The following is a 19,274-nucleotide window of genomic DNA, read 5'->3' as shown; positions in this document are numbered from 1 at the left end:
CGAATGAGGAAGAGATTGAAATGAGTATGGTTGATACTGCCCCAGGTAAGATTCAGGTTCGTGATTTGAACTTCTACTATGGCAAATTCCATGCCCTGAAGAACATCAACCTGGATATTGCGAAGAACCAGGTCACGGCGTTTATCGGGCCGTCAGGCTGTGGTAAATCGACGCTGCTGCGTACCTTCAACAAAATGTTTGAACTGTACCCGGAACAGCGTGCGGAAGGTGAAATCCTGCTGGATGGTGACAACATTCTCACCAACACCCAGGATATCGCGCTGCTGCGTGCCAAAGTAGGAATGGTTTTCCAGAAGCCAACACCGTTTCCGATGTCTATCTACGACAATATCGCGTTTGGCGTGCGTCTGTTTGAGAAGCTTTCCCGTGCCGATATGGATGAGCGTGTGCAGTGGGCGTTGACCAAAGCCGCATTGTGGAATGAAACCAAAGATAAATTACACCAGAGCGGATACTCTCTCTCCGGTGGTCAGCAGCAGCGTTTGTGCATTGCGCGTGGTATCGCCATTCGCCCGGAAGTGCTTCTGCTTGATGAACCGTGTTCAGCGCTTGACCCGATCTCCACCGGGCGTATTGAAGAGCTGATCACTGAGCTGAAAGAGGATTACACCGTCGTTATCGTCACCCACAACATGCAGCAGGCTGCGCGTTGTTCTGACCATACGGCGTTTATGTACCTGGGCGAGTTGATTGAGTTCAGCAACACGGACGATCTGTTCACCAAACCCGCGAAGAAACAAACAGAAGACTACATTACTGGCCGCTACGGTTGATATGCCCGGGCATCTGGAGAAATGATGGATAACCTTAACCTTAATAAACATATTTCCGGTCAGTTCAACGCTGAACTGGAGAGCATTCGTACCCAGGTGATGACCATGGGTGGCATGGTTGAGCAGCAACTTTCTGACGCGATTACCGCCATGCACAATCAGGACAGCGATCTGGCGAAGCGCGTCATTGAGGGCGATAAAAACGTCAACATGATGGAAGTGGCGATTGATGAAGCCTGCGTGCGTATCATCGCCAAACGTCAGCCGACAGCGAGCGACCTGCGCCTGGTGATGGCGATCATCAAAACCATCGCTGAGCTGGAGCGTATTGGTGACGTCGCGGATAAAATCTGCCGTACTGCGCTGGAGAAATTCTCCCAGCAGCATCAGCCACTGTTGGTAAGTCTGGAGTCGCTGGGCCGTCACACCGTGCAGATGTTGCACGACGTGTTGGATGCCTTTGCGCGTATGGATCTGGATGAAGCGGTACGTATCTACCGTGAAGATAAGAAAGTCGACCAGGAATATGAAGGCATTGTGCGCCAGCTGATGACCTACATGATGGAAGATCCGCGCACCATTCCAAGCGTGCTGACCGCGCTGTTTTGCGCGCGTTCTATCGAGCGTATCGGTGATCGTTGCCAGAATATCTGCGAATACATTTTCTACTTCGTGAAGGGGCAAGATTTCCGTCACGTGGGCGGGGATGAGCTGGATAAACTGCTGGCGGGTAAAGATCCGAAAGAGTGATGTTTGTGGCGGGAGGCGCTGACGCTTACCCGCCCTACGAGACATGTCAGCCGGAAAAGCGTTAACGCCATCCGGCTTTGTTTTTTAGCGGGTAATATCCCAACCCCGCGCTTTCCACAATTCCGGCAACTGTGCCAAATCGGTAAAGGTCGTCACTTTAGGATGGTCGATCGGTTTGTTGTGCGGATCGGCGCAGAAGTAAAAAACCTCCATTCCCGCAGCAATCCCCGCCTGAGCACCTGCACTGGAGTCATCGACCAGGATACAGTTCTCAACGTTGACGTTCATCGCTTTCGCCGCATGGAACATCATTGCCGGGTCGGGCTTCCAGCGCTGAATATCGTAACCGCTGAACAGTAAATCAGGAAAATGATGCAACATGCCCAGCTTACCCAATGAATGCTGCATTTTGCTGACCGGACCATTAGACACCACGCACATTGGCACAGCCATGCTGTCCAGCAGCGTGTTCGCACCAGCAATGACTTCCAGCTCGGTATCGAACAGACGTGCGACCTCAGCGCGGTAAACCGGTTCTAACTCGGCTTTTGCCAGTTCGACACCGTGTTCTTCGTTAATAATGTCGATGATTTCGTAGAGCTTTATCCCCTTGAAGCGTTTAAACGTCTCTTCAAGATCGAGCGTAATGCCGAACGCCTGGAACATGCTGACATACGCGCGAGAACAAATTACTTCACTGTCGACAAGGGTACCGTCACAGTCAAAAAATACGGCTTCTATCTGGGACATGTCATTTCCATTTTAACAAGTTTAACGTTTTCGTAATGCATAATGGGGGGACGCAATCGTTGCCGTATAAGCAAAATCAATGAAAAAAGTTGCTCATAACCCAACCCTATTGTCGCATTTTGGTATAGGATAGCGACGAATTTTCCCTCCTTGTTCGGAAATTGATAATGAGTCAACAACACACAACCCAGGCTTCTGGCCAGGGGATGCTGGAACGCGTGTTCAAACTGCGCGAGCATGGCACGACGGTACGGACCGAAGTGATCGCCGGTTTAACTACCTTCCTGACGATGGTGTATATCGTTTTTGTTAACCCGCAAATTCTTGGCGTAGCTGGCATGGATACCAGCGCCGTCTTTGTTACCACCTGTCTTATTGCTGCATTTGGTAGCATCCTGATGGGGCTGTTTGCCAACCTGCCGGTTGCGCTGGCACCTGCTATGGGTTTGAACGCATTCTTTGCCTTCGTGGTGGTCGGTGCGATGGGGCTGTCATGGCAGATTGGTATGGGCGCGATCTTCTGGGGCGCAATTGGTCTGCTGCTGCTGACGATTTTCCGCGTACGTTACTGGATGATTGCGAATATCCCGGTCAGTCTGCGCGTGGGCATCACCAGTGGTATCGGCCTGTTCATCGGCATGATGGGGCTGAAAAACGCAGGTGTTATCGTCGCCAACAAAGACACGCTGGTGTCTATCGGTAACCTGACGTCCCACAGCGTACTGCTGGGGATTCTGGGCTTCTTTATCATCGCGATTCTGGCGTCACGTAACATTCATGCGGCAGTGCTGATCTCCATCATTGTGACCACGCTGTTGGGATGGATGTTGGGTGATGTTCATTACAGCGGTATTGTCTCTGCGCCGCCGAGCGTCACGTCTGTTATTGGTCATGTTGATCTGACCGGTTCGTTTAACATTGGCCTGGCGGGTGTGATTTTCTCGTTCATGCTGGTGAACCTGTTTGACTCCTCCGGTACGTTGATTGGCGTCACGGATAAAGCGGGTCTGGCAGATACCAAGGGCAAGTTCCCGCGCATGAAGCAGGCTCTGTTTGTCGATAGCGTGTCGTCTGTTACCGGTGCGTTTATCGGTACTTCTTCCGTTACCGCATATATTGAATCCTCTTCCGGGGTTTCTGTCGGTGGACGTACAGGTCTGACAGCCGTGGTTGTCGGTCTGCTGTTCCTGCTGGTTATCTTCCTGTCACCGTTGGCGGGAATGGTGCCGGGCTATGCAGCTGCAGGGGCGCTGATTTACGTGGGCGTATTGATGACGTCCAGCCTGTCGCGCGTGAAGTGGGATGATCTGACGGAAGCTGTTCCGGCGTTTATTACCGCTGTGATGATGCCGTTTAGCTTCTCCATTACTGAAGGTATCGCGCTGGGCTTTATTTCCTACTGCGTGATGAAAATAGGTACCGGACGTTTTCGCGATCTCAGCCCGTGCGTGATCGTTGTCGCGCTGCTGTTTGTGTTGAAGATTGTGTTTATCGACGCGCACTAATGTAGAACATGCTTCAGCTTTGTCATACAAGGCTGAAGCATCTCCTGTCTGGTTATCTTTTATTCCTGCCCCAAAATATCAAGTCTGAAAATTATCTCTCTGCGAATCAATAATCTCTGTAATTTATGGCCGTGTGTTAGCGAGCTGTGGTTTCTTATGGTGAATTATCTGTTAACAGATTGAAATGTTTTTACTTTTGTTTTTTTGAAATATCAAAAATAGCCATAATAAATGCAGGGGCTATTTCAACTTTCGCACAGGCATTTTTCGTTACTGTTTCTTATCTCTATTAAAAGGAGTTTAGAAATGAAGAAGACTGTCATTGCGACGTTCTGTGTCTCACTGTTTTTTCCACTATTCGCAAGTGCAGCCACCAGCGTGACACTGGATGGTCATTCATTAACACTGGATGATGCCTGGGCCATTGCTCAGGGGGAAAAACAGGTTGAGATCGCTGCAACTGCGATGGATCGCGTCGATAAAGCCAATAAACTTTTAATGATTGCTGCTGGAAAAGGCGTTCCCGTTTACGGATTGACGGTAGGCGTGGGACTCAATAAAGACAAATCTCTGTTTGATGCGCATGGAAAACTGACTCCGGAGGTTATTCAGGCCTCTCGTGAATTTAACATCAACGCGTTGCATGCGCATGCTGCAGGCGTTGGTCCAGACATGCCGGATGAACTGGTGCGTCTGGCGATGGTGATTCGCCTGAATACCATGTTAACGGGAAATACTGGCGCCCAACCGCAGGTTGCCAAAATGTATCAGCAGTTTCTCAATAAGCATATTACCCCCGTCGTGCCCTCACGGGGTTCCGTGGGTGAAGCTGATATAACGCTTGCCTCTCATATTGGCGATGTAATGATTGGTGAATGGCGCGTTCGCGTGAAAGGCGTCGAGATGGATTCGGCAAAAGCGCTGAAACAGGCGGGTATTGATAAGCTGGAACCACTTGGCAAAGATGCGCTGTCGATTCTCTCTTCAAATGCGATATCAACGGCTTATTCCGCTCAGGCTCTTCTGGAGTCCAGACAGATTATTAATATTACTCCGGCGGTGTTCGGTTTATCGCTGGAAGCGCTGAATGGTAACGTTGCGCCATTCCTGCACCAAAGTTTAAGCGTTCGACCCTTCCCCGGTATTCAGGATACCGCCGGGACTATTCGTACTGCCCTTACGGGTTCTTATCTCTGGCAACATCAGGATGGACGTCCTTTACAGGATCCGCTTTCTTTCCGAACGACGGTATTTGTTCTTAACGAAGTGCGTCGCGAATGGAATGAAGCCTGGCAAATGCTGGAAATTCAGATGAACAGCTCGGACGACAACCCGGCGGTAATCGTGAATGCTGATCGTTCGTTGGCGGAAAATAGCCAGGTTGAGCAGTACTTCGTGAGCGCAAAAGGGGCCAATGGCGAAACCCTCAGCGGCGCGATTTTCCCGACGTCAAATTTTGAACCGCTGCCTCTGGCGCTGGCTATTCAGAATCTGTCTTTGGCGATGGGGCATCTGGCGCATAACAGCGTTCAGCGCACTTTGCATTTATCTGACGATCATTTCACTGGATTGAGTCGTTTCCTCGCTTCCGACACTAATCAGCAAGGACATGCCTTCGGCGCTATTCAGAAGCCGCAGGTTGCGTTACTGGCGGATATTCGCGACCTGGTTAACCCGGTATCACTGGATGGTCAACCGATGGCGGGTACCATTGAAGATACCTACACCAATAACCTGCGTGCATCTAAACGTCTGAGTCAAATTGCTGATGATATGCGCAGCATTTATGGTCTGGAACTGTTGCACGCCAGTCAGGCAGTCGATCTGCGGAAACAGAAAAATCCTGACCTGAAATTGGGAGAGATGACCGGCAAACTCTTTACCGCCTATCGTGAGAAAGTACCGTTTGTTGTGCAGGATCGGATTTTTACTGACAATATTGCTGATTCATCCGCGTTAGTCGCATCATTTCCTTCCGGTTCTCTGGTCAGTACGCAAGCAGGGAGCAAATGACGATAATGAAAAAAACCGTTAATGCGTCGCGGCGAGCCTTTTTGACGAAAAGTACCCTCCTGGCAACCGGCGGCGCATTTACGGTGCTGACCGGAAAGGCGCTGGCGCAAGATAACTGCGTCCCGGCTTCGTCGGTTCGTTACCATAAAGTCTATGATGTGATCGTCGTCGGAAGTGGCTTTGCCGGACTGGCTGCTGCACTTGAAGCCGCTCAGGCTGGCCGCAGCGTTCTGGTGATTGAAAAGATGCCCGTTTTTGGCGGCAACTCAGCAATTAACGGCGGCGCGGTTGCCGTAGCCGGATCGCCTGCGCAGAAAAAAGAAGGGATCGTCGATTCACCTGAGTTGATGTTTAAGGACATGCTGAAAGCTGGGCGTGGGTTAAATGATAAAGATCAGTTAAAGATTCTCGTTAACAACACGACCGCTGCCTATGAGTTTACCCTAAAACACGGCGTAAAATATAAACCGTTCGTACAGCATTTTGGCGGTCACTCTGTCCCCCGTACATTGCAAACGGTAGAGAGTTCTGGGGCGGGGATCACCCGGCCACTAAAAGAGTCCGCCATGAAAATGGGTGTTGTTTTTCGCGCCCAATGCAAGCTGGAATCTTTTCTGCAAAATTCGCAAGGGCGCGTTATTGGCCTGACGGTACGTGATGGCTATCGTTTCCCAGACGAACAGACCGGGAAGATTCGCCATTACGGTGCGCGTTACGGCGTGGTGATGTGTTCTGGTGGTTTTTCCAATGATCTGCGTTTTCGTAAAATGCAAAACCCCATGCTGGATGAGCGTGTCGATTCCACCAACCACCCCGGCGCGACGTCGGAATGCCTGGTGCAAATGCTACGTATTGGCGCAACGCCGGTACAGCTTGACCTTATCCAGCTAGGTCCCTGGTCATCGCCAGACGAACGCGGATTTGGCTACGTTTCGCAATTCAATACCATCTCAGGTTTTCCTAACGGAATTATGGTTAACCCGCGTTCTGGCCATCGTTTCACAAATGAACTTGCCGATCGTAAAGAGCGTGAAGAGGGGATTCTGGCGCAGGTGGATGAAAAAGGGGATCCACTTTATCCCATCTGCTTCACCACGCTTGAAGGTGCGAAACTAGCACAAAGCCTGAAACATGCCCTGCATTATGGTGTCGCCTGGCAGTTTGACTCACTGGAGCAGTTGGCTGCGCATTTCGGCATCCCTTTCGACGTACTGCAAGAAGAGGTGGAGACCTACAATGCGGCCGTTGCGCGCAAAGGTGGCGATCGCATGAAGAAAGATGTGAGTCGTGCGGTTCCGTTAGACAAAGGACCATTTGTTGCCGTACGCGTGTGGCCCAAAGTGCACTACGTCATGGGAGGGGTGCAGATCAGTATGCGTACAGAGGTACTCAATGCGGCTGATAGCAAACCTATCCCCGGTCTGTATGCTGCCGGAGAAGCGACAGCGGGTTCGCATGGTGGAAGTCGTCTGGGCAGTTGCGCCGTTGCGGATTGCCTGGTTTTTGGCCGTATTGCGGGGCTTAGCGTTGCCTCCGCGACTGCTGCGGATGATGCCTTTGACGTTGAGGGAATTTAACATGGCAAAATTATGGATAGCCCTGCTGTTGCTGTGTCTTAGTGGTTTTTCCCTGGCCATCGCTGCGACTGACGACGAGGCTGCTTTTCACCAGCAACTGAATGCAATGAACGTCAAGCCTTATCACCACTCACTGGAGGCCACCGGACGCGATACATCATGTCAGTTGTGTCACGGATCCAGCACCCCCGTAGCGGCACCGAGTGACAAATCTTGCCTGAGTTGCCACGGTTCGCGCGACCAGATTGCTGAATTAACGCAACCCAATCCGCATGACAAAAATGCAGAGCCCAACCCGCATGATTCAATGCACTACGGTAAAGATGTTCCTTGTACCGCTTGTCATAACGAACATAAACCCTCGGTAGTTTATTGTAATAATTGCCATCTCTTTAAATATCCGGATATGAAGCCATGAGGGACATCATGCGCGGATTCTTAATAAGGCGCTTATTTTTATTGCTGATGGGATGGATACCTCTGTCGGGATATTCTGCGCCAGTACCAACAGCGCAGCTTAATCAACCTTGTCTGGCATGCCACGCTGATAGCGAAATCCAGGGGATCTCGACGGATAAAGTGCAGGAGAATTTATTTGTCTCCACAGATAAATATCACGACAGCGTGCATGGTGAAGTGCCGTGTATCGCCTGCCATCAAAGCCAACCCGGAAGCGCGGGATTTTCAGTCACCCCGCATGTTCTGAAGCCTGATGACGACAAGAACTGCGAAAGTTGTCATAGCGTGGTCATGCGCGATACGGTGCATGCCGTACAGCAGAGTGTCCACAGTGAAAAGATAGCCAAAGGACTCTTCTCCTGTACCTCATGCCATAACGCGCACACTATGACGGCAGGAGAGCTAAACCATCCAGGTAAACAACGGGTTGCCGACGACAATTTGATGTGTACGAATTGTCATTCGCGGGCGGGAGTCTTTGCGAACCTGTCTGGAGGGAAACGCTCTGTGTCTCAGGATATGGCGCACTCAGCACTGCCTTATGCCGCTGAGCATCTCACCAGTTTACGCTGTATTGACTGCCATGCTGATGCTGCAGATACCTCTTTGCATCGCATCCTGCCTGCCTCACAAGCCATCAGTTGTGAACAATGTCATGGCGACGGAGCGTTGCTTACCGCCAGGCGGAAAACGTTCGCGCCAGATGAAAATGCCATGGCAGGTAGCTTGCTGGGGAAAGGGTTATTTGATGATGTCTCTCTCCGGGAAAAACTGACGACGGTGGCGCCTCCTGTTCCTGCTATTCGTCAGATAGATGGCGTGTTGTTTACCGATACCTACATGATTGGTAATAACGGTAGCGGCCAGGCCGATCGCTTTATTGCCTGGGCGCTGGGCGGCTTCGTTGTGTTGCTACTCTGTCATGGTTTGGGGCGGCTTATCCTATCGCGCCGCACGGCAGATATGCCGATGGAGAAACGATATCTCTACACTCTGCCTGTTCGCTGCTGGCACTGGCTGAACGCACTCTGTTTTACCGCGCTAATTATCAGCGGCTGTGCCTTGCACTGGGTGAGCGCGAAATTCTCGCTATGGGTTGATGTACACAATATTGCAGGGGTATCGCTGTGTGTTATATGGCTGGGTTTTATCCTGGTGGCGATGTGCGGCAACGGGCATCATTATCGGGTGCGCTGGCAGGGTATTTCGGGGCGGCTTATCCGTCAGATCCGCTACTACCTGTATGGTATTTTCCGTGGGGAACCTCATCCGGAACATGCGTCGCCAGCGGCTAAATTCAATATTCTCCAGCAACTGGGCTATATTGGCGTGATGTTCCTGTTATTGCCGCTGCTCATTGTGACCGGATTGCTGATGATGTACCCCAGTTATACGCCAGAAACGCTGTTTGCGTTACCGGGCAAGCAGGTTGCGGCCTGGCTCCATTACGTTTTGGCAGTCGTGATGGTGGCATTTATCATCGTGCATCTCTATTTGTGCAGTACGGGTGATACGCCGGGAGCGCTGATTAAAGGCATGCTCGATGGCTTCCACCGAGCCAGAAAACAAAAATAAAGACTGCTCCCCTTTTTCTGAAGAGGGAAAGGGGACGTCAGATTATTTTTCTTTCACCACAATGCCCAGTTTTTTTATTTTGCTGTAGAGCGTGTTACTGTTAACACCAAGTAACTCTGCTGCTCCACCTTTACCTGATATTTTCCCCTGACTTTGTTGTAACGCCATTTGGATATGATGACGCATTGCGTCATCAAGAGAGGATATAGCTATTGAATTCCTTTCCCTCGGTAAAAAAATATGCAACTCATTGCCCGTGCAACGGAGAAATGCGTTTTCTAATAGTCCGATCAATTCCGTAATGTTGCCCGGCCAGTGATACTTCAATAATAAGCGCAGTGAATCATCACCCAGAACAGGTAAAGAGGTACGTTTATACTGGCTTGATAGCTTCCTCAGGTAGTACGTCAACAGCAGAGGAATATCATCATAGCGATGCCGTAACGGAGGGAGTGTAATGATCTGGCAAAGTGTATTGGCATATATTTGACTGGTCAGATAGTGACTGGATATATCATGGCTGGTGGCGTTTTTTATATCTGAAAATGGAAGTGTTTGTATGGCAATAATCTGTAGCTGGCAATACTCACGGTAATTTGAATGCAGTGCCAGTAAAAAGGTTTGCCAGCGCTCAGGGAAAGAATTAATTTCTTTTATCATCAGAGACCCCTGATGCAATATCAGAAATGAAGCAATGCCTGGTGGCTTGTTGAAATCAATGGTTATTGTGCGGTTCAGGACGCCATTTTTCATGATGATCAGCTGCCCCTGAGGATTAATCAATCCATAATAACCACTGCGCTTTGAACATTGTTGCTGAAGCTCGGAAGCGAGTGAATTTTTTCCAACGCCTTTCTCTCCCAGTAATAAAACAGGCAGTTCACTGTTTGCCAGTTTACTCAATGAATGATACAACTGAAACAGAGGGGGGTTAGTTTGACTGACGACAAATTTTTCACTTTCTTCTGCAGCAGATAACTCGGGAATAGCCGGAGGCGTATTATTCAATAAAAGGTTATGCCGGGACAAGGCAATAAAGGCTAACAGGGAGAGTTCTCCCCGAACTGATTCGAATAATTCAGCATGTTGAGGTGTAAAAGCATTAGCGTGGTGACTAAATATACCCATAGCACCCAACCGTAGACCATCCAGGTGCATACGCATCAGGATTAGAGATTTGATATTACGAAAGCAGGTGTTAACGACATATTCCGTCAGGGGACATTGGCTCAGAGTATCGATAAGTTGAGTGGAGAAGTTATCTGAGTGATTGAATTGTCTGGCAATATTCTCAGGGATCGGGATGACATCCCGTTTCAGTCGTGCTGTTTTGTGCGTCGCTAATGCTAAAAACTGGATACAGCGAATATCACTACGATAATAGTTAAAGAAAATACCGTCACAAACTATTGAATCAGGTATCGACTGTAGACAGGCATACATGGATTTCTCCAGTTGCGTGCTACTACATAATGCGGTCCTGAGATGTGAAAATGTCCTGTCCATGGCATATCCATTGTTCACAGTAAATAAAATATTAGATATATTTATTGATATTATTGCAACAGCAATACCTGGTAACACTATGCCACAATAATGAAGAGGAAAAAACAGACAACAGTGATTTATGGACAGGTTTACGCAAATAAGAAAATAATCCAGAAGAATAGGCGCTTACTGGATTATTTATGAGTTGTAGGCAAAATTAATTATCAGGCTTTTACACGCTGAATGTAGTCACCGAACGCGGTTAACTGGCCAGTCAGATGGTCCAGCGTGCTTTGGTCGATCACTTCACCGGTCTGCGGGTCCACTTTGTTCTGAATCACGCCGCCCATAAATTCCGGCTTGTTCATTACCATCGCATCGAGGAATACCAGAATTTGACGCAGATGATACTGACAGCGTGCGCCGCCAATAGCGCCCATTGAGCTGGTCTGGATCAGTACTGGCTTGCCTGATAATGGTTGATCGGGCAGACGAGACAGCCAGTCGATGCCGTTTTTCAGCCCGCCAGGAACAGAATAGTTGTATTCTGGCGTGACGATAACGACGCCATCAGCCTTCCTGATTTGTTCCGCCAGCGCTTCTACACTTGCCGGAAAACCCTCTTCCTGCTGGAGGTCGGCATCGTACAGAGGAATATCCCCAATCGACGGTAACGCATTCACTTCCATCCCCGCGGGGGCAATTTTTGGCAGCGTACGGGCAACCATTCCATTAAACGAACCCTTGCGCAGGCTCCCCAGTAACGTAACAACATTCAATGTCTCAGACATGGTTACTCCTGTTTCATCATGAAGGTTAAATCAGTTATGCGTATGGCTCTTTGCTGCGGATAATTGTGAAAACCGGATCAGGCGACCCGTTGGCTCATTCGCGCGGGTCTGGATATCAGGCAAACTTTTCCAGTCCTGTTTACCATCAAACTCCCAAACCTTGAGTTTTTCAATGGTTGGCGTGACCGCGACCGACCACACCAGCACATCTTCAGCATCACAAATGGCTTCTATCTGCGTAACGTGAGCACATCTCAGACGGCCCGCACCCGGTAATAGCTGGAGTTCACGCGGATCGTCATTGCACACGTCACCAGTGAGCTTGAGAACACTCTGGCGTAACGTAATGAGTTGCGCACGTGCTTCATTGGGGTCGTTTTGATTATTGATCCACAGGTTTTCGTTACTGGAAAAGCGGTAGGTTTCTGTGGCATTCGGGGTATGGAACCCGCGGGTTGCTCGCTGAAGTTCCATATCCAGGCCGCATGAACCTTCTGTGGTAAGCGCGACGCCGACGATATTCCCGGCATAGGAAATCGAAAAGCCAGGCAGGTTTTTATCGCGAAAAATGGGTTTCCCTTTCGCCTCGGTAACAATCTCAGGCAATGTGCTGGTGCCGTAAAGCATAAACATCAGTTCAGCGAGAAGGCTTCGGGAGGCCAGAAAGCGTGTTCGGCGGTAAGTGGGTAGATTTCTTGCTTCAAAATGACATGGAGTAGGGAGACGAACTGAAACCAGGTGTCCCTCCGTAAGAATCCCTCTGGCAAAATGTGTCGCCATTTTTCGCTCCGTGATTAATGGTCCGTGATTATTATCAGAGTAACATTTACGCGGCTTATAGGCAGGCTTTACTGCCCAAAAAATAAACGGAATCGGGATACATTACGCGACATTTACATTTCCACAGCCTGGGCGGTCAATAAAACAACAATATAGCAAAGGGTCTTCATGACATCTCGCGATAGAGTGCCTTGATCGTCTCTTTCAGCCATACGATCTTAGGATTGTGGCTGTTGCGTTTATGCCAAAGGAGGGTGAACGGTACGCGCATTTTTTCCAGTTGTGCAGCATCAAAAGGCATTGGACGTGCCACGAGCGGAAGCTGGTGGAGTTGGTTGTAACGCTGACAATAGACCGGGGCGGTGGCTATCAATGCGTGATCGGGCTGCGCGGCCATAAACAGAGACTGCTCAAAGCCCGGTAGACACAATGCGATGTTACGCGCACGTCCCATCTCCTGAAGCACATCATCCAGCGCCCAGGTGTCGCTCTGCTCCCAGCTAATGCTGATATGGGGATAGCGCAGGAATGTTTCCAGATTCCACTCTTCCTGCAATGCCGGATGGTCTTCACGCAACCAGACGCAGGGGAGATCGGAAAACAGGACCTCGTGGTCGATAGATAACGGTAGCAGACTCAGCAATTCTCGTGAGCGTGGGTGACTTTCACGCCCGGTAAAGCCGATATCGACCTCGCCACGGATAATGGCATCCAGCGAATCGTAATCCCAGTTGCGCACTTTGATCGTTGCCTGTGGATAACGCTGGTAGATCTGTTGGGAGAGCGCGTTAAACATGATCATCACCAGCGGCGTTTCAGCCACCAAATCAAACTTCAGCCCACGTGGTGCTTCATGGTGTGGCTTATCGAGCAATTGATTGCCCATCTGCATCCACTCCGCCAGGCTCTGTTCCATGTTGAGCATCAGCGGCGTTGGTGTTAGCCCCAACGGGGTGTTAACAAACAACGGATCGTCAAACCAGGCTCTCAGCTTCGACAGCGATTTGCTGACCGCCGACGGCGTGACGTTCATCCGTTTGGCGGTTTTAGTGACACTGCGTTCCTGCATCAACAACTGCAGGCAGAGCAGCAAATTAAGATCGAGACTGCTGAGGGATTTCTTCATGAGTTGGCGTGGACCGGTTTGGTGCAACAGTGATAATCAGCATGATACTCACTATGCTACAGCCAATCAGAATCCCGATCAGCATATTCAGCGCATCGAGACCGAGGATGGCGGCCAACCAAATCCATAACGATGAACCGCAAACCTGGGCAATACCTAATGCCGAGCTGGCGACGCCTGCGCGCAGCGAGAATGGCCCCAGCGCCTGGCTCATGGCAACGCCGAAACCGACTGAGAATCCGGCGCAGATTAAGGTTAGTCCGAACAACATTACCGCGTGCGTACTGGCAAGGGTTAACACGATGCCCGCAGCCAGGAACAATACCTGGGAAGTCAGCATCAGGATGCGGGGTTTAAATATGCTTAGTGCGAATGGCGTTGAGAAGGAGACCGCCATACTGACACCCGCGGTCATCGCCATTGTCGTGGCGTACTCACCGCGGTCAAAACCCATCACCTCCATCAGCAGCACCGGAGAGGTATTCACAAAGGTCAGGATTACCGACACGCTGAGGGTGGTAATTGCCAGACGGCTAAGGAAAAAACGGTTTACCAGTGATTCGGTGGTTTGGTTCTTTTGCACAGATGCCGGGAGCGTCGTTGGGCGCGATTCTCGCAGGATAAACACTGATAGCAGGCAAACAACCACACCCATGCCCATCATCGTGTAGAACAGGCTCTGCCAGGGGTATTTGAGCATAATCAGATGCCCCATCACAGGGGCCAGTACCGGCACGATACAAGTGATACCGTTTAGCAGCGACAGCACCTTCGCGCGGCGGCGATCGTCGAGTGTATCGCGCAGGATGGCGAAGGCCACCACGTAGCAGCAACCTGCACCGACGCCCTGAACAAAACGGCCGACCAGGAACGGCGTGCCGCTCCCGGCGAATGAACATAAGGCCGAGGCGATAATAAAGATCACCGCACCGACAATGGCGACCGGTTTACGACCCGACTGGTCAGCAATTTTACCGGCGAACAACATTGCCGTCGCCATCCCTGCCAGGTAGACCGAAAACGCGATATGCAACTGAGCCTCGCTGGCTTGTAAATCGGCAGCAATACGGGGCAATCCCACCAGATACATATCAATACCGGCGGGATAAAGGAGTACCAGGGCAAAACTGCAGATTAGAAAGCGTGTCATAGCGACCTCATGAGGAAAGTGGCGCTAAGAATACGGGGACAGGATTGTCTGTGCGAGTTGCCATTTGGACAACAGTAATTTCCTTATGGGAAATCACTTGTTGCCGGATTCAGCCTACGGGGCCTGTAGGCCCGGTAAGCATCGCGCCACCGGGCAACACATCGTTATTTACCAATACAGAAGCTGGAGAAAATCCGCCCCAGCAGATCGTCGGAAGTAAATTCTCCAGTTATCTCACTGAGGTTTTGCTGTGCAAGGCGTAACTCCTCTGCGAGCAATTCTCCGGCCCATGCCCCCAATAGCTGAGCTTTACCCTGCTGAAGATGCTCCGCCGCTTCTGCCAGTGCCTGCAAATGACGACGACGCGCCAGGAAGCCGCCTTCCATATTGGTTTCAAAGCCCATGCTCTGTTTGAGATGGTTGCGCAGTACGTCAACGCCTTCGCCGGTACGCGCAGAGAGGCGAACCAGTGAGTGGCCATTTACTTCGCTGAGACCCAGCGTTTCACCCGTGATATCCGCTTTGTTACGCACGACGGTAATCGGCAGTTTTGCAGGTAAACGCGCAATAAAGTCTGGCCAGATGTCCGCCGGGTCAACCGCGTCGGTGGTGGTGCCATCAACCATAAACAGTACGCGGTCAGCCTGTTCTATTTCCTGCCAGGCGCGTTCGATACCAATACGTTCAACTTCGTCACTGGCATCACGCAGACCGGCGGTATCGATAATGTGCAGCGGCATGCCGTCGATATGAATATGCTCGCGTAACACGTCGCGGGTGGTGCCGGCGATATCGGTGACGATCGCTGCTTCACGACCTGCCAGCGCATTCAGCAGGCTCGATTTACCCGCGTTAGGACGTCCGGCAATGACCACCTTCATTCCTTCACGCAGCAGGCTACCCTGACGCGCTTCGGCACGTACGGCATCAAGATCGGCCATCACGCTATTAAGCTGGGCTTCAATTTTGCCGTCAGACAGGAAGTCGATTTCCTCATCCGGGAAATCAATCGCCGCTTCCACGTAGATGCGCAGGTGAGTGAGTGCTTCCACAAGGTGATTCACACGTGCGGAGAACGCACCCTGTAATGAGTTCAGTGCGGAACGTGCAGCTTGTTCTGAACTGGCGTCGATCAGATCGGCAATGGCTTCTGCCTGGGCTAAATCGAGCTTATCGTTAAGAAATGCGCGCTCGGAGAACTCACCCGGTCTGGCAATGCGCAGGCCGGGAATCGTCAGAATACGTTTAAGCAGCAGATCGAGAATAACCGGACCGCCGTGACCCTGAAGCTCTAAGACGTCTTCACCGGTAAAGGAGTTCGGGCCAGGGAACCACAGCGCAATCCCCTGATCCAGCACGCTGCCATCCGCGTCTTTAAACGGCAGGTAGTCGGCATAGCGCGGTTTTGGCAGTTTACCCAGTACGGTTTCGGCAACCTCGCGGGCTTTAAGGCCGGAGATGCGCAGAATACCCACACCACCACGTCCCGGTGGGGTGGCCTGAGCGACGATGGTGTCGTTATGGCTCATGATATGTCTCTTTGTCATGCAATAAAAAAGGCGGTCTAATGACCGCCCTTTACTTTATGTTCCGTTTGCCGGATGGCGGCTTCGCCTAATCCGGCCTACACCGAATCAGGAGTTTTTCTTCTCGCGGCTATGCAGGCCACGTTTCTCCAGACCGCGGTAAATCAGCTGCTGCTGAATAATGGTTACCAGGTTGCTGACGATATAGTACAGCACCAGACCTGACGGGAACCACAGGAAGAACACGGTGAAGATGACCGGCATAAAGGTCATGATCTTCTGCTGCATCGGGTCGGTCACGGTGGTCGGAGACATCTTCTGGATGAAGAACATCGTCACGCCCATCAGGATCGGCAGGATGTAGTACGGGTCCTGTGCAGACAGGTCATGGATCCACAGCGCGAACGGCGCATGACGCAGTTCAATGGAGCCCATCAGCATGTAGTACAACGCCAGGAAGATTGGCATCTGGATGATCAGCGGGAAGCAGCCGCCCAGTGGGTTAACCTTCTCAGCTTTGTACAGGGCCATCATTTCCTGGCTCTGACGTTGTTTATCATCGCCCAGACGCTCACGCATTGCCTGAATCTTCGGCTGCAGCATACGCATCTTCGCCATGGAGGTGTACTGCGCTTTGGTCAGCGGGTACATGATGCCACGAACGATAAAGGTGATAACGATGATGGAGAAGCCCCAGTTACCCAGGAAGCTATGGATCCATTTCAGCAGTTTGAACAGTGGCTGAGAGATAAACCACAACCAGCCGTAATCCACGGTCAGATCCAGGTGCGGTGCAACGGCCGCCATTTTATCCTGAATTTCCGGGCCAACCCACAGGGTGCTGGTCATCGCGCCAGTCTGTCCTGGCTGAACCAGTACCGGCTGAGATTTATAGCCGATAGCGGCAATGCCGTTACCCAGATTAGCGGTGTAGAAATTATTGGTGCCGTCGTTACGCGGAACCCATGCCGTAGCGAAATACTGTTGCAGCATTGCGACCCAGCCGTCTTTAGCGTTGACGTTCAGGTTTTCGTTATCAGCAATGGTGTCGAACTTGTATTTCTCATACTTCTCATCAGGCGTAGAGTACGCCGCGCCACGGAAAGTATGCAGCGCAAAGTTGCTGCTACCGGTGTCGCGATGAGAGGGCAGATTGATGGATTGCTTCAACTGACCAAAGGTGGAGACTTCCAGCGGTTTCTCGCCGGCGTTCTGCACGCTGTAGTTAACGTTGACAGCATATTCACCACGTTTGAGGACAAACGTCTTCGTGAATGTGTTACCCGCTGCGTCAGTATAGGTCATCGGGATCTGCAGTTCGTTCTGACCATCAGCCAGTACAAAAGCGTCTTTTTCGACGTTGTACAGCGGACGCGGGCCGTTAGCCGGGTTATCCGGGCCGTCACGACCTGTCAGGCCACTTTGTGCCTGGTAGATGAACTGTGGCGTGGTTTCCAGTAACTGGAACGGTTCGGTAGAACCCAGTTCTTTCGGGTAAGCTGGCAGTGAAGCCTGTTCCACATCACCACCACGGGTGTTGATGGTCAGATCAAGCACGTCAGTTTTAACCGTAATCAGTTTCCCCTGGCCACTGGCCGGTACGCCCTGGTCGGCGGCGCTACCCGCTGCGGTGGTCGTTGTCTGCGTGGTCTGTTGGGCCTGAGGTTGCGGATTTTTATCCTGCTCCCAGGCTTGCCAGATCATGAAAGACACGAACAGCAAAGCGATGACTAAAAGATTGCGTTGCGAATCCATCGTTAGTGTTCTCTGGTATCAAATGGTCCGGGCGGGACGGGATCGTCACCACCAGGGTGTAAAGGGTGGCATTTTAATACGCGTTTCACCGTCAACCAACTGCCTTTTATCACTCCAAACCTGCGCAATGCCTCAATTCCGTAGCTCGAACAGGTTGGAGTGAAACGGCAATGCGGCCCAAGCAGCGGACTGATAAGGCGTTGATAGACCCGAATGAGGGCTATCAGGACCCGCGAGCCAGGCGACAATGGCGACGCCATAATTTTTCCAACGCTTCCGAGAGAGCACGGTTATCGAGGTCGGCAACCCCTTTTTTAGCCACCACCACGAAATCCATTGCTGGAAGCTCGTGCTGACGTAAACGAAAGCTTTCACGCGTCAGACGTTTAATCCGATTACGTTCATGCGCTCGTTTGACATTTTTCTTGGCGACTGTAAGACCGATACGGGGATGCCCCAGCGAATTCAGGCGGCCGAGGATGGTGATTTGCGGCGTGCCAGCCCGTTGTGGCTGCTGGAAGACGAATGTGAAATGAGTGGGAGTTAACAAACGTAACTCCCTGGGAAATGCGAGCTTAACCACTCAGGGGCTAGCTTTTATTACTTAGAAACGGTCAGACGAGAACGGCCTTTAGCACGACGACGTGCCAGAACCTGACGACCATTTTTATTTGCCATACGAGCACGGAAGCCGTGAGAACGGTTGCGCTTCAGTACAGACGGTTGAAAAGTGCGTTTCATGGCGATTTCTACCTAAACTTGAATAAATTCACTGACTTTTGCGTATACCCGAACGAATTTCGAACGACTTACGCCACAGTGTGGGTGATTAAAGAGGCCGGATTGTAATAATTGTACACTCCGGAGTCAATTCTCTTTCCTTATATCCCGTTTTTTTTCACGTAGTTTTGTGTAAAAAACAGGCAGCGTTGACGCCGTAAGGCGACCGTTACTCGCTGGGGGTAAGAATTATACGGGCTGGTGGATAAAGCGCAAGGATCGCTCGGGATCTTTATTAGATCGTTTAAGCAGTAAAGCATCTTTACTCATTAATTTTTTCAATATGCGCGCGAAAACCTGCAGCACTTCTCCAGGATCGTTTACACTTAGCCGATTCTGGATCATCCTGTGGATAAATCGGGAAGAATCTGTGAGAAACAGAAGATCTCTTTCTCAGTTTACGCTATGATCCGCGGTCCTGATCGTTTCAATGGATCCTGATCGGGTTAAAATTG

At 50.9% G+C, this 19,274-nt stretch carries 18 protein-coding genes; 7 read left to right on the top strand and 11 right to left on the bottom strand.

Annotated elements, in window-relative coordinates:
• Positions 1-20: 20 nt before the first annotated feature.
• Positions 21-794 (top strand): phosphate ABC transporter ATP-binding protein PstB, encoded by a 774-nt coding sequence (gene pstB / locus ACLJXE_RS04855; protein WP_003023821.1) that lies wholly within the window; start codon positions 21-23, stop codon positions 792-794.
• A 24-nt stretch (positions 795-818) separates the two neighbouring features.
• Positions 819-1,544 carry a phosphate signaling complex protein PhoU gene (gene phoU / locus ACLJXE_RS04850; protein WP_006687755.1) on the top strand — a complete coding sequence of 242 codons (726 nt, stop codon included), beginning with the start codon at positions 819-821 and terminating at the stop codon, positions 1,542-1,544.
• Positions 1,545-1,628: 84 nt separating this feature from the next.
• Here phoU and yieH read toward each other — a convergent pair whose 3' ends face one another.
• Entirely contained in the window at positions 1,629-2,294 is a 666-nt protein-coding gene (yieH, locus tag ACLJXE_RS04845; protein ID WP_410750241.1) for a 6-phosphogluconate phosphatase, read from the bottom strand.
• A 167-nt stretch (positions 2,295-2,461) separates the two neighbouring features.
• On the opposite strand from yieH, the gene ACLJXE_RS04840 reads away from it, so the two are divergent.
• From ACLJXE_RS04840 to phsC, 5 genes are all read left to right on the top strand, one after another.
• Positions 2,462-3,799, top strand: a complete 1,338-nt coding sequence (locus tag ACLJXE_RS04840) for an NCS2 family permease (RefSeq protein WP_410750240.1) — start codon at positions 2,462-2,464, stop codon at positions 3,797-3,799.
• 306 nt (positions 3,800-4,105) lie between these two features.
• On the top strand, positions 4,106-5,812 hold the full coding sequence (gene hutH, locus ACLJXE_RS04835) for an HAL/PAL/TAL family ammonia-lyase (protein WP_410750239.1): 1,707 nt from the start codon (positions 4,106-4,108) through the stop codon (positions 5,810-5,812).
• Positions 5,809-7,389 (top strand): flavocytochrome c, encoded by a 1,581-nt coding sequence (locus ACLJXE_RS04830; protein WP_410750238.1) that lies wholly within the window; start codon positions 5,809-5,811, stop codon positions 7,387-7,389. Before hutH ends, ACLJXE_RS04830 begins: the two co-directional genes overlap by 4 nt.
• 1 nt (position 7,390) lies before the next feature.
• On the top strand, positions 7,391-7,807 hold the full coding sequence (locus ACLJXE_RS04825; protein WP_286630058.1) for a cytochrome c3 family protein: 417 nt from the start codon (positions 7,391-7,393) through the stop codon (positions 7,805-7,807).
• A gap of 8 nt (positions 7,808-7,815) precedes the next feature.
• A complete protein-coding gene (gene phsC / locus ACLJXE_RS04820; protein WP_410750237.1) occupies positions 7,816-9,423 on the top strand; it encodes a thiosulfate reductase cytochrome B subunit in 1,608 nt (535 codons plus the stop codon).
• Between the two features lie 42 nt (positions 9,424-9,465).
• On the opposite strand, the gene ACLJXE_RS04815 is transcribed toward phsC, so the two are convergent.
• From ACLJXE_RS04815 to rpmH, 10 genes are all read right to left on the bottom strand, one after another.
• Positions 9,466-10,929, bottom strand: coding sequence for a sigma 54-interacting transcriptional regulator (locus ACLJXE_RS04815; RefSeq protein ID WP_410750236.1), 1,464 nt, complete (start codon positions 10,927-10,929; stop codon positions 9,466-9,468).
• A 206-nt stretch (positions 10,930-11,135) separates the two neighbouring features.
• Complete coding sequence (locus ACLJXE_RS04810) at positions 11,136-11,702, bottom strand: NADPH-dependent FMN reductase (RefSeq protein ID WP_410750235.1); 567 nt, start codon at positions 11,700-11,702, stop codon at positions 11,136-11,138.
• A gap of 30 nt (positions 11,703-11,732) precedes the next feature.
• Complete coding sequence (locus tag ACLJXE_RS04805) at positions 11,733-12,482, bottom strand: 4'-phosphopantetheinyl transferase family protein (protein ID WP_286630055.1); 750 nt, start codon at positions 12,480-12,482, stop codon at positions 11,733-11,735.
• 166 nt (positions 12,483-12,648) lie between these two features.
• Entirely contained in the window at positions 12,649-13,608 is a 960-nt protein-coding gene (gene yidZ, locus ACLJXE_RS04800) for an HTH-type transcriptional regulator YidZ (RefSeq protein WP_101742130.1), read from the bottom strand.
• Complete coding sequence (locus ACLJXE_RS04795) at positions 13,577-14,758, bottom strand: MFS transporter (protein ID WP_410750234.1); 1,182 nt, start codon at positions 14,756-14,758, stop codon at positions 13,577-13,579. The genes yidZ and ACLJXE_RS04795 overlap by 32 nt, the downstream gene beginning before the upstream one ends.
• A 164-nt stretch (positions 14,759-14,922) precedes the next feature.
• Positions 14,923-16,287 carry a tRNA uridine-5-carboxymethylaminomethyl(34) synthesis GTPase MnmE gene (mnmE, locus tag ACLJXE_RS04790; protein WP_410750233.1) on the bottom strand — a complete coding sequence of 455 codons (1,365 nt, stop codon included), beginning with the start codon at positions 16,285-16,287 and terminating at the stop codon, positions 14,923-14,925.
• A gap of 105 nt (positions 16,288-16,392) precedes the next feature.
• Positions 16,393-18,039 carry a membrane protein insertase YidC gene (yidC, locus tag ACLJXE_RS04785; RefSeq protein ID WP_048213774.1) on the bottom strand — a complete coding sequence of 549 codons (1,647 nt, stop codon included), beginning with the start codon at positions 18,037-18,039 and terminating at the stop codon, positions 16,393-16,395.
• A gap of 2 nt (positions 18,040-18,041) precedes the next feature.
• Positions 18,042-18,299: a membrane protein insertion efficiency factor YidD gene (yidD, locus tag ACLJXE_RS04780; protein ID WP_003023846.1), complete on the bottom strand. Its 258-nt coding sequence runs from the start codon at positions 18,297-18,299 to the stop codon at positions 18,042-18,044.
• Positions 18,263-18,622, bottom strand: a complete 360-nt coding sequence (gene rnpA, locus ACLJXE_RS04775) for a ribonuclease P protein component (protein ID WP_003844432.1) — start codon at positions 18,620-18,622, stop codon at positions 18,263-18,265. Before rnpA ends, yidD begins: the two co-directional genes overlap by 37 nt.
• Before the next feature lie 17 nt (positions 18,623-18,639).
• Positions 18,640-18,780, bottom strand: a complete 141-nt coding sequence (gene rpmH / locus ACLJXE_RS04770) for a 50S ribosomal protein L34 (RefSeq protein ID WP_003023858.1) — start codon at positions 18,778-18,780, stop codon at positions 18,640-18,642.
• Positions 18,781-19,274: the final 494 nt, after the last annotated feature.

Origin of the sequence: Citrobacter sp. U14242 (genome assembly GCF_046555775.1) — a bacterium.
In the GTDB taxonomy this organism is placed as follows: Bacteria; Pseudomonadota; Gammaproteobacteria; order Enterobacterales; family Enterobacteriaceae; genus Citrobacter.
Note: the sequence above shows the minus strand (reverse complement) of the source record. Positions and strands in the feature narration are given on the sequence as shown.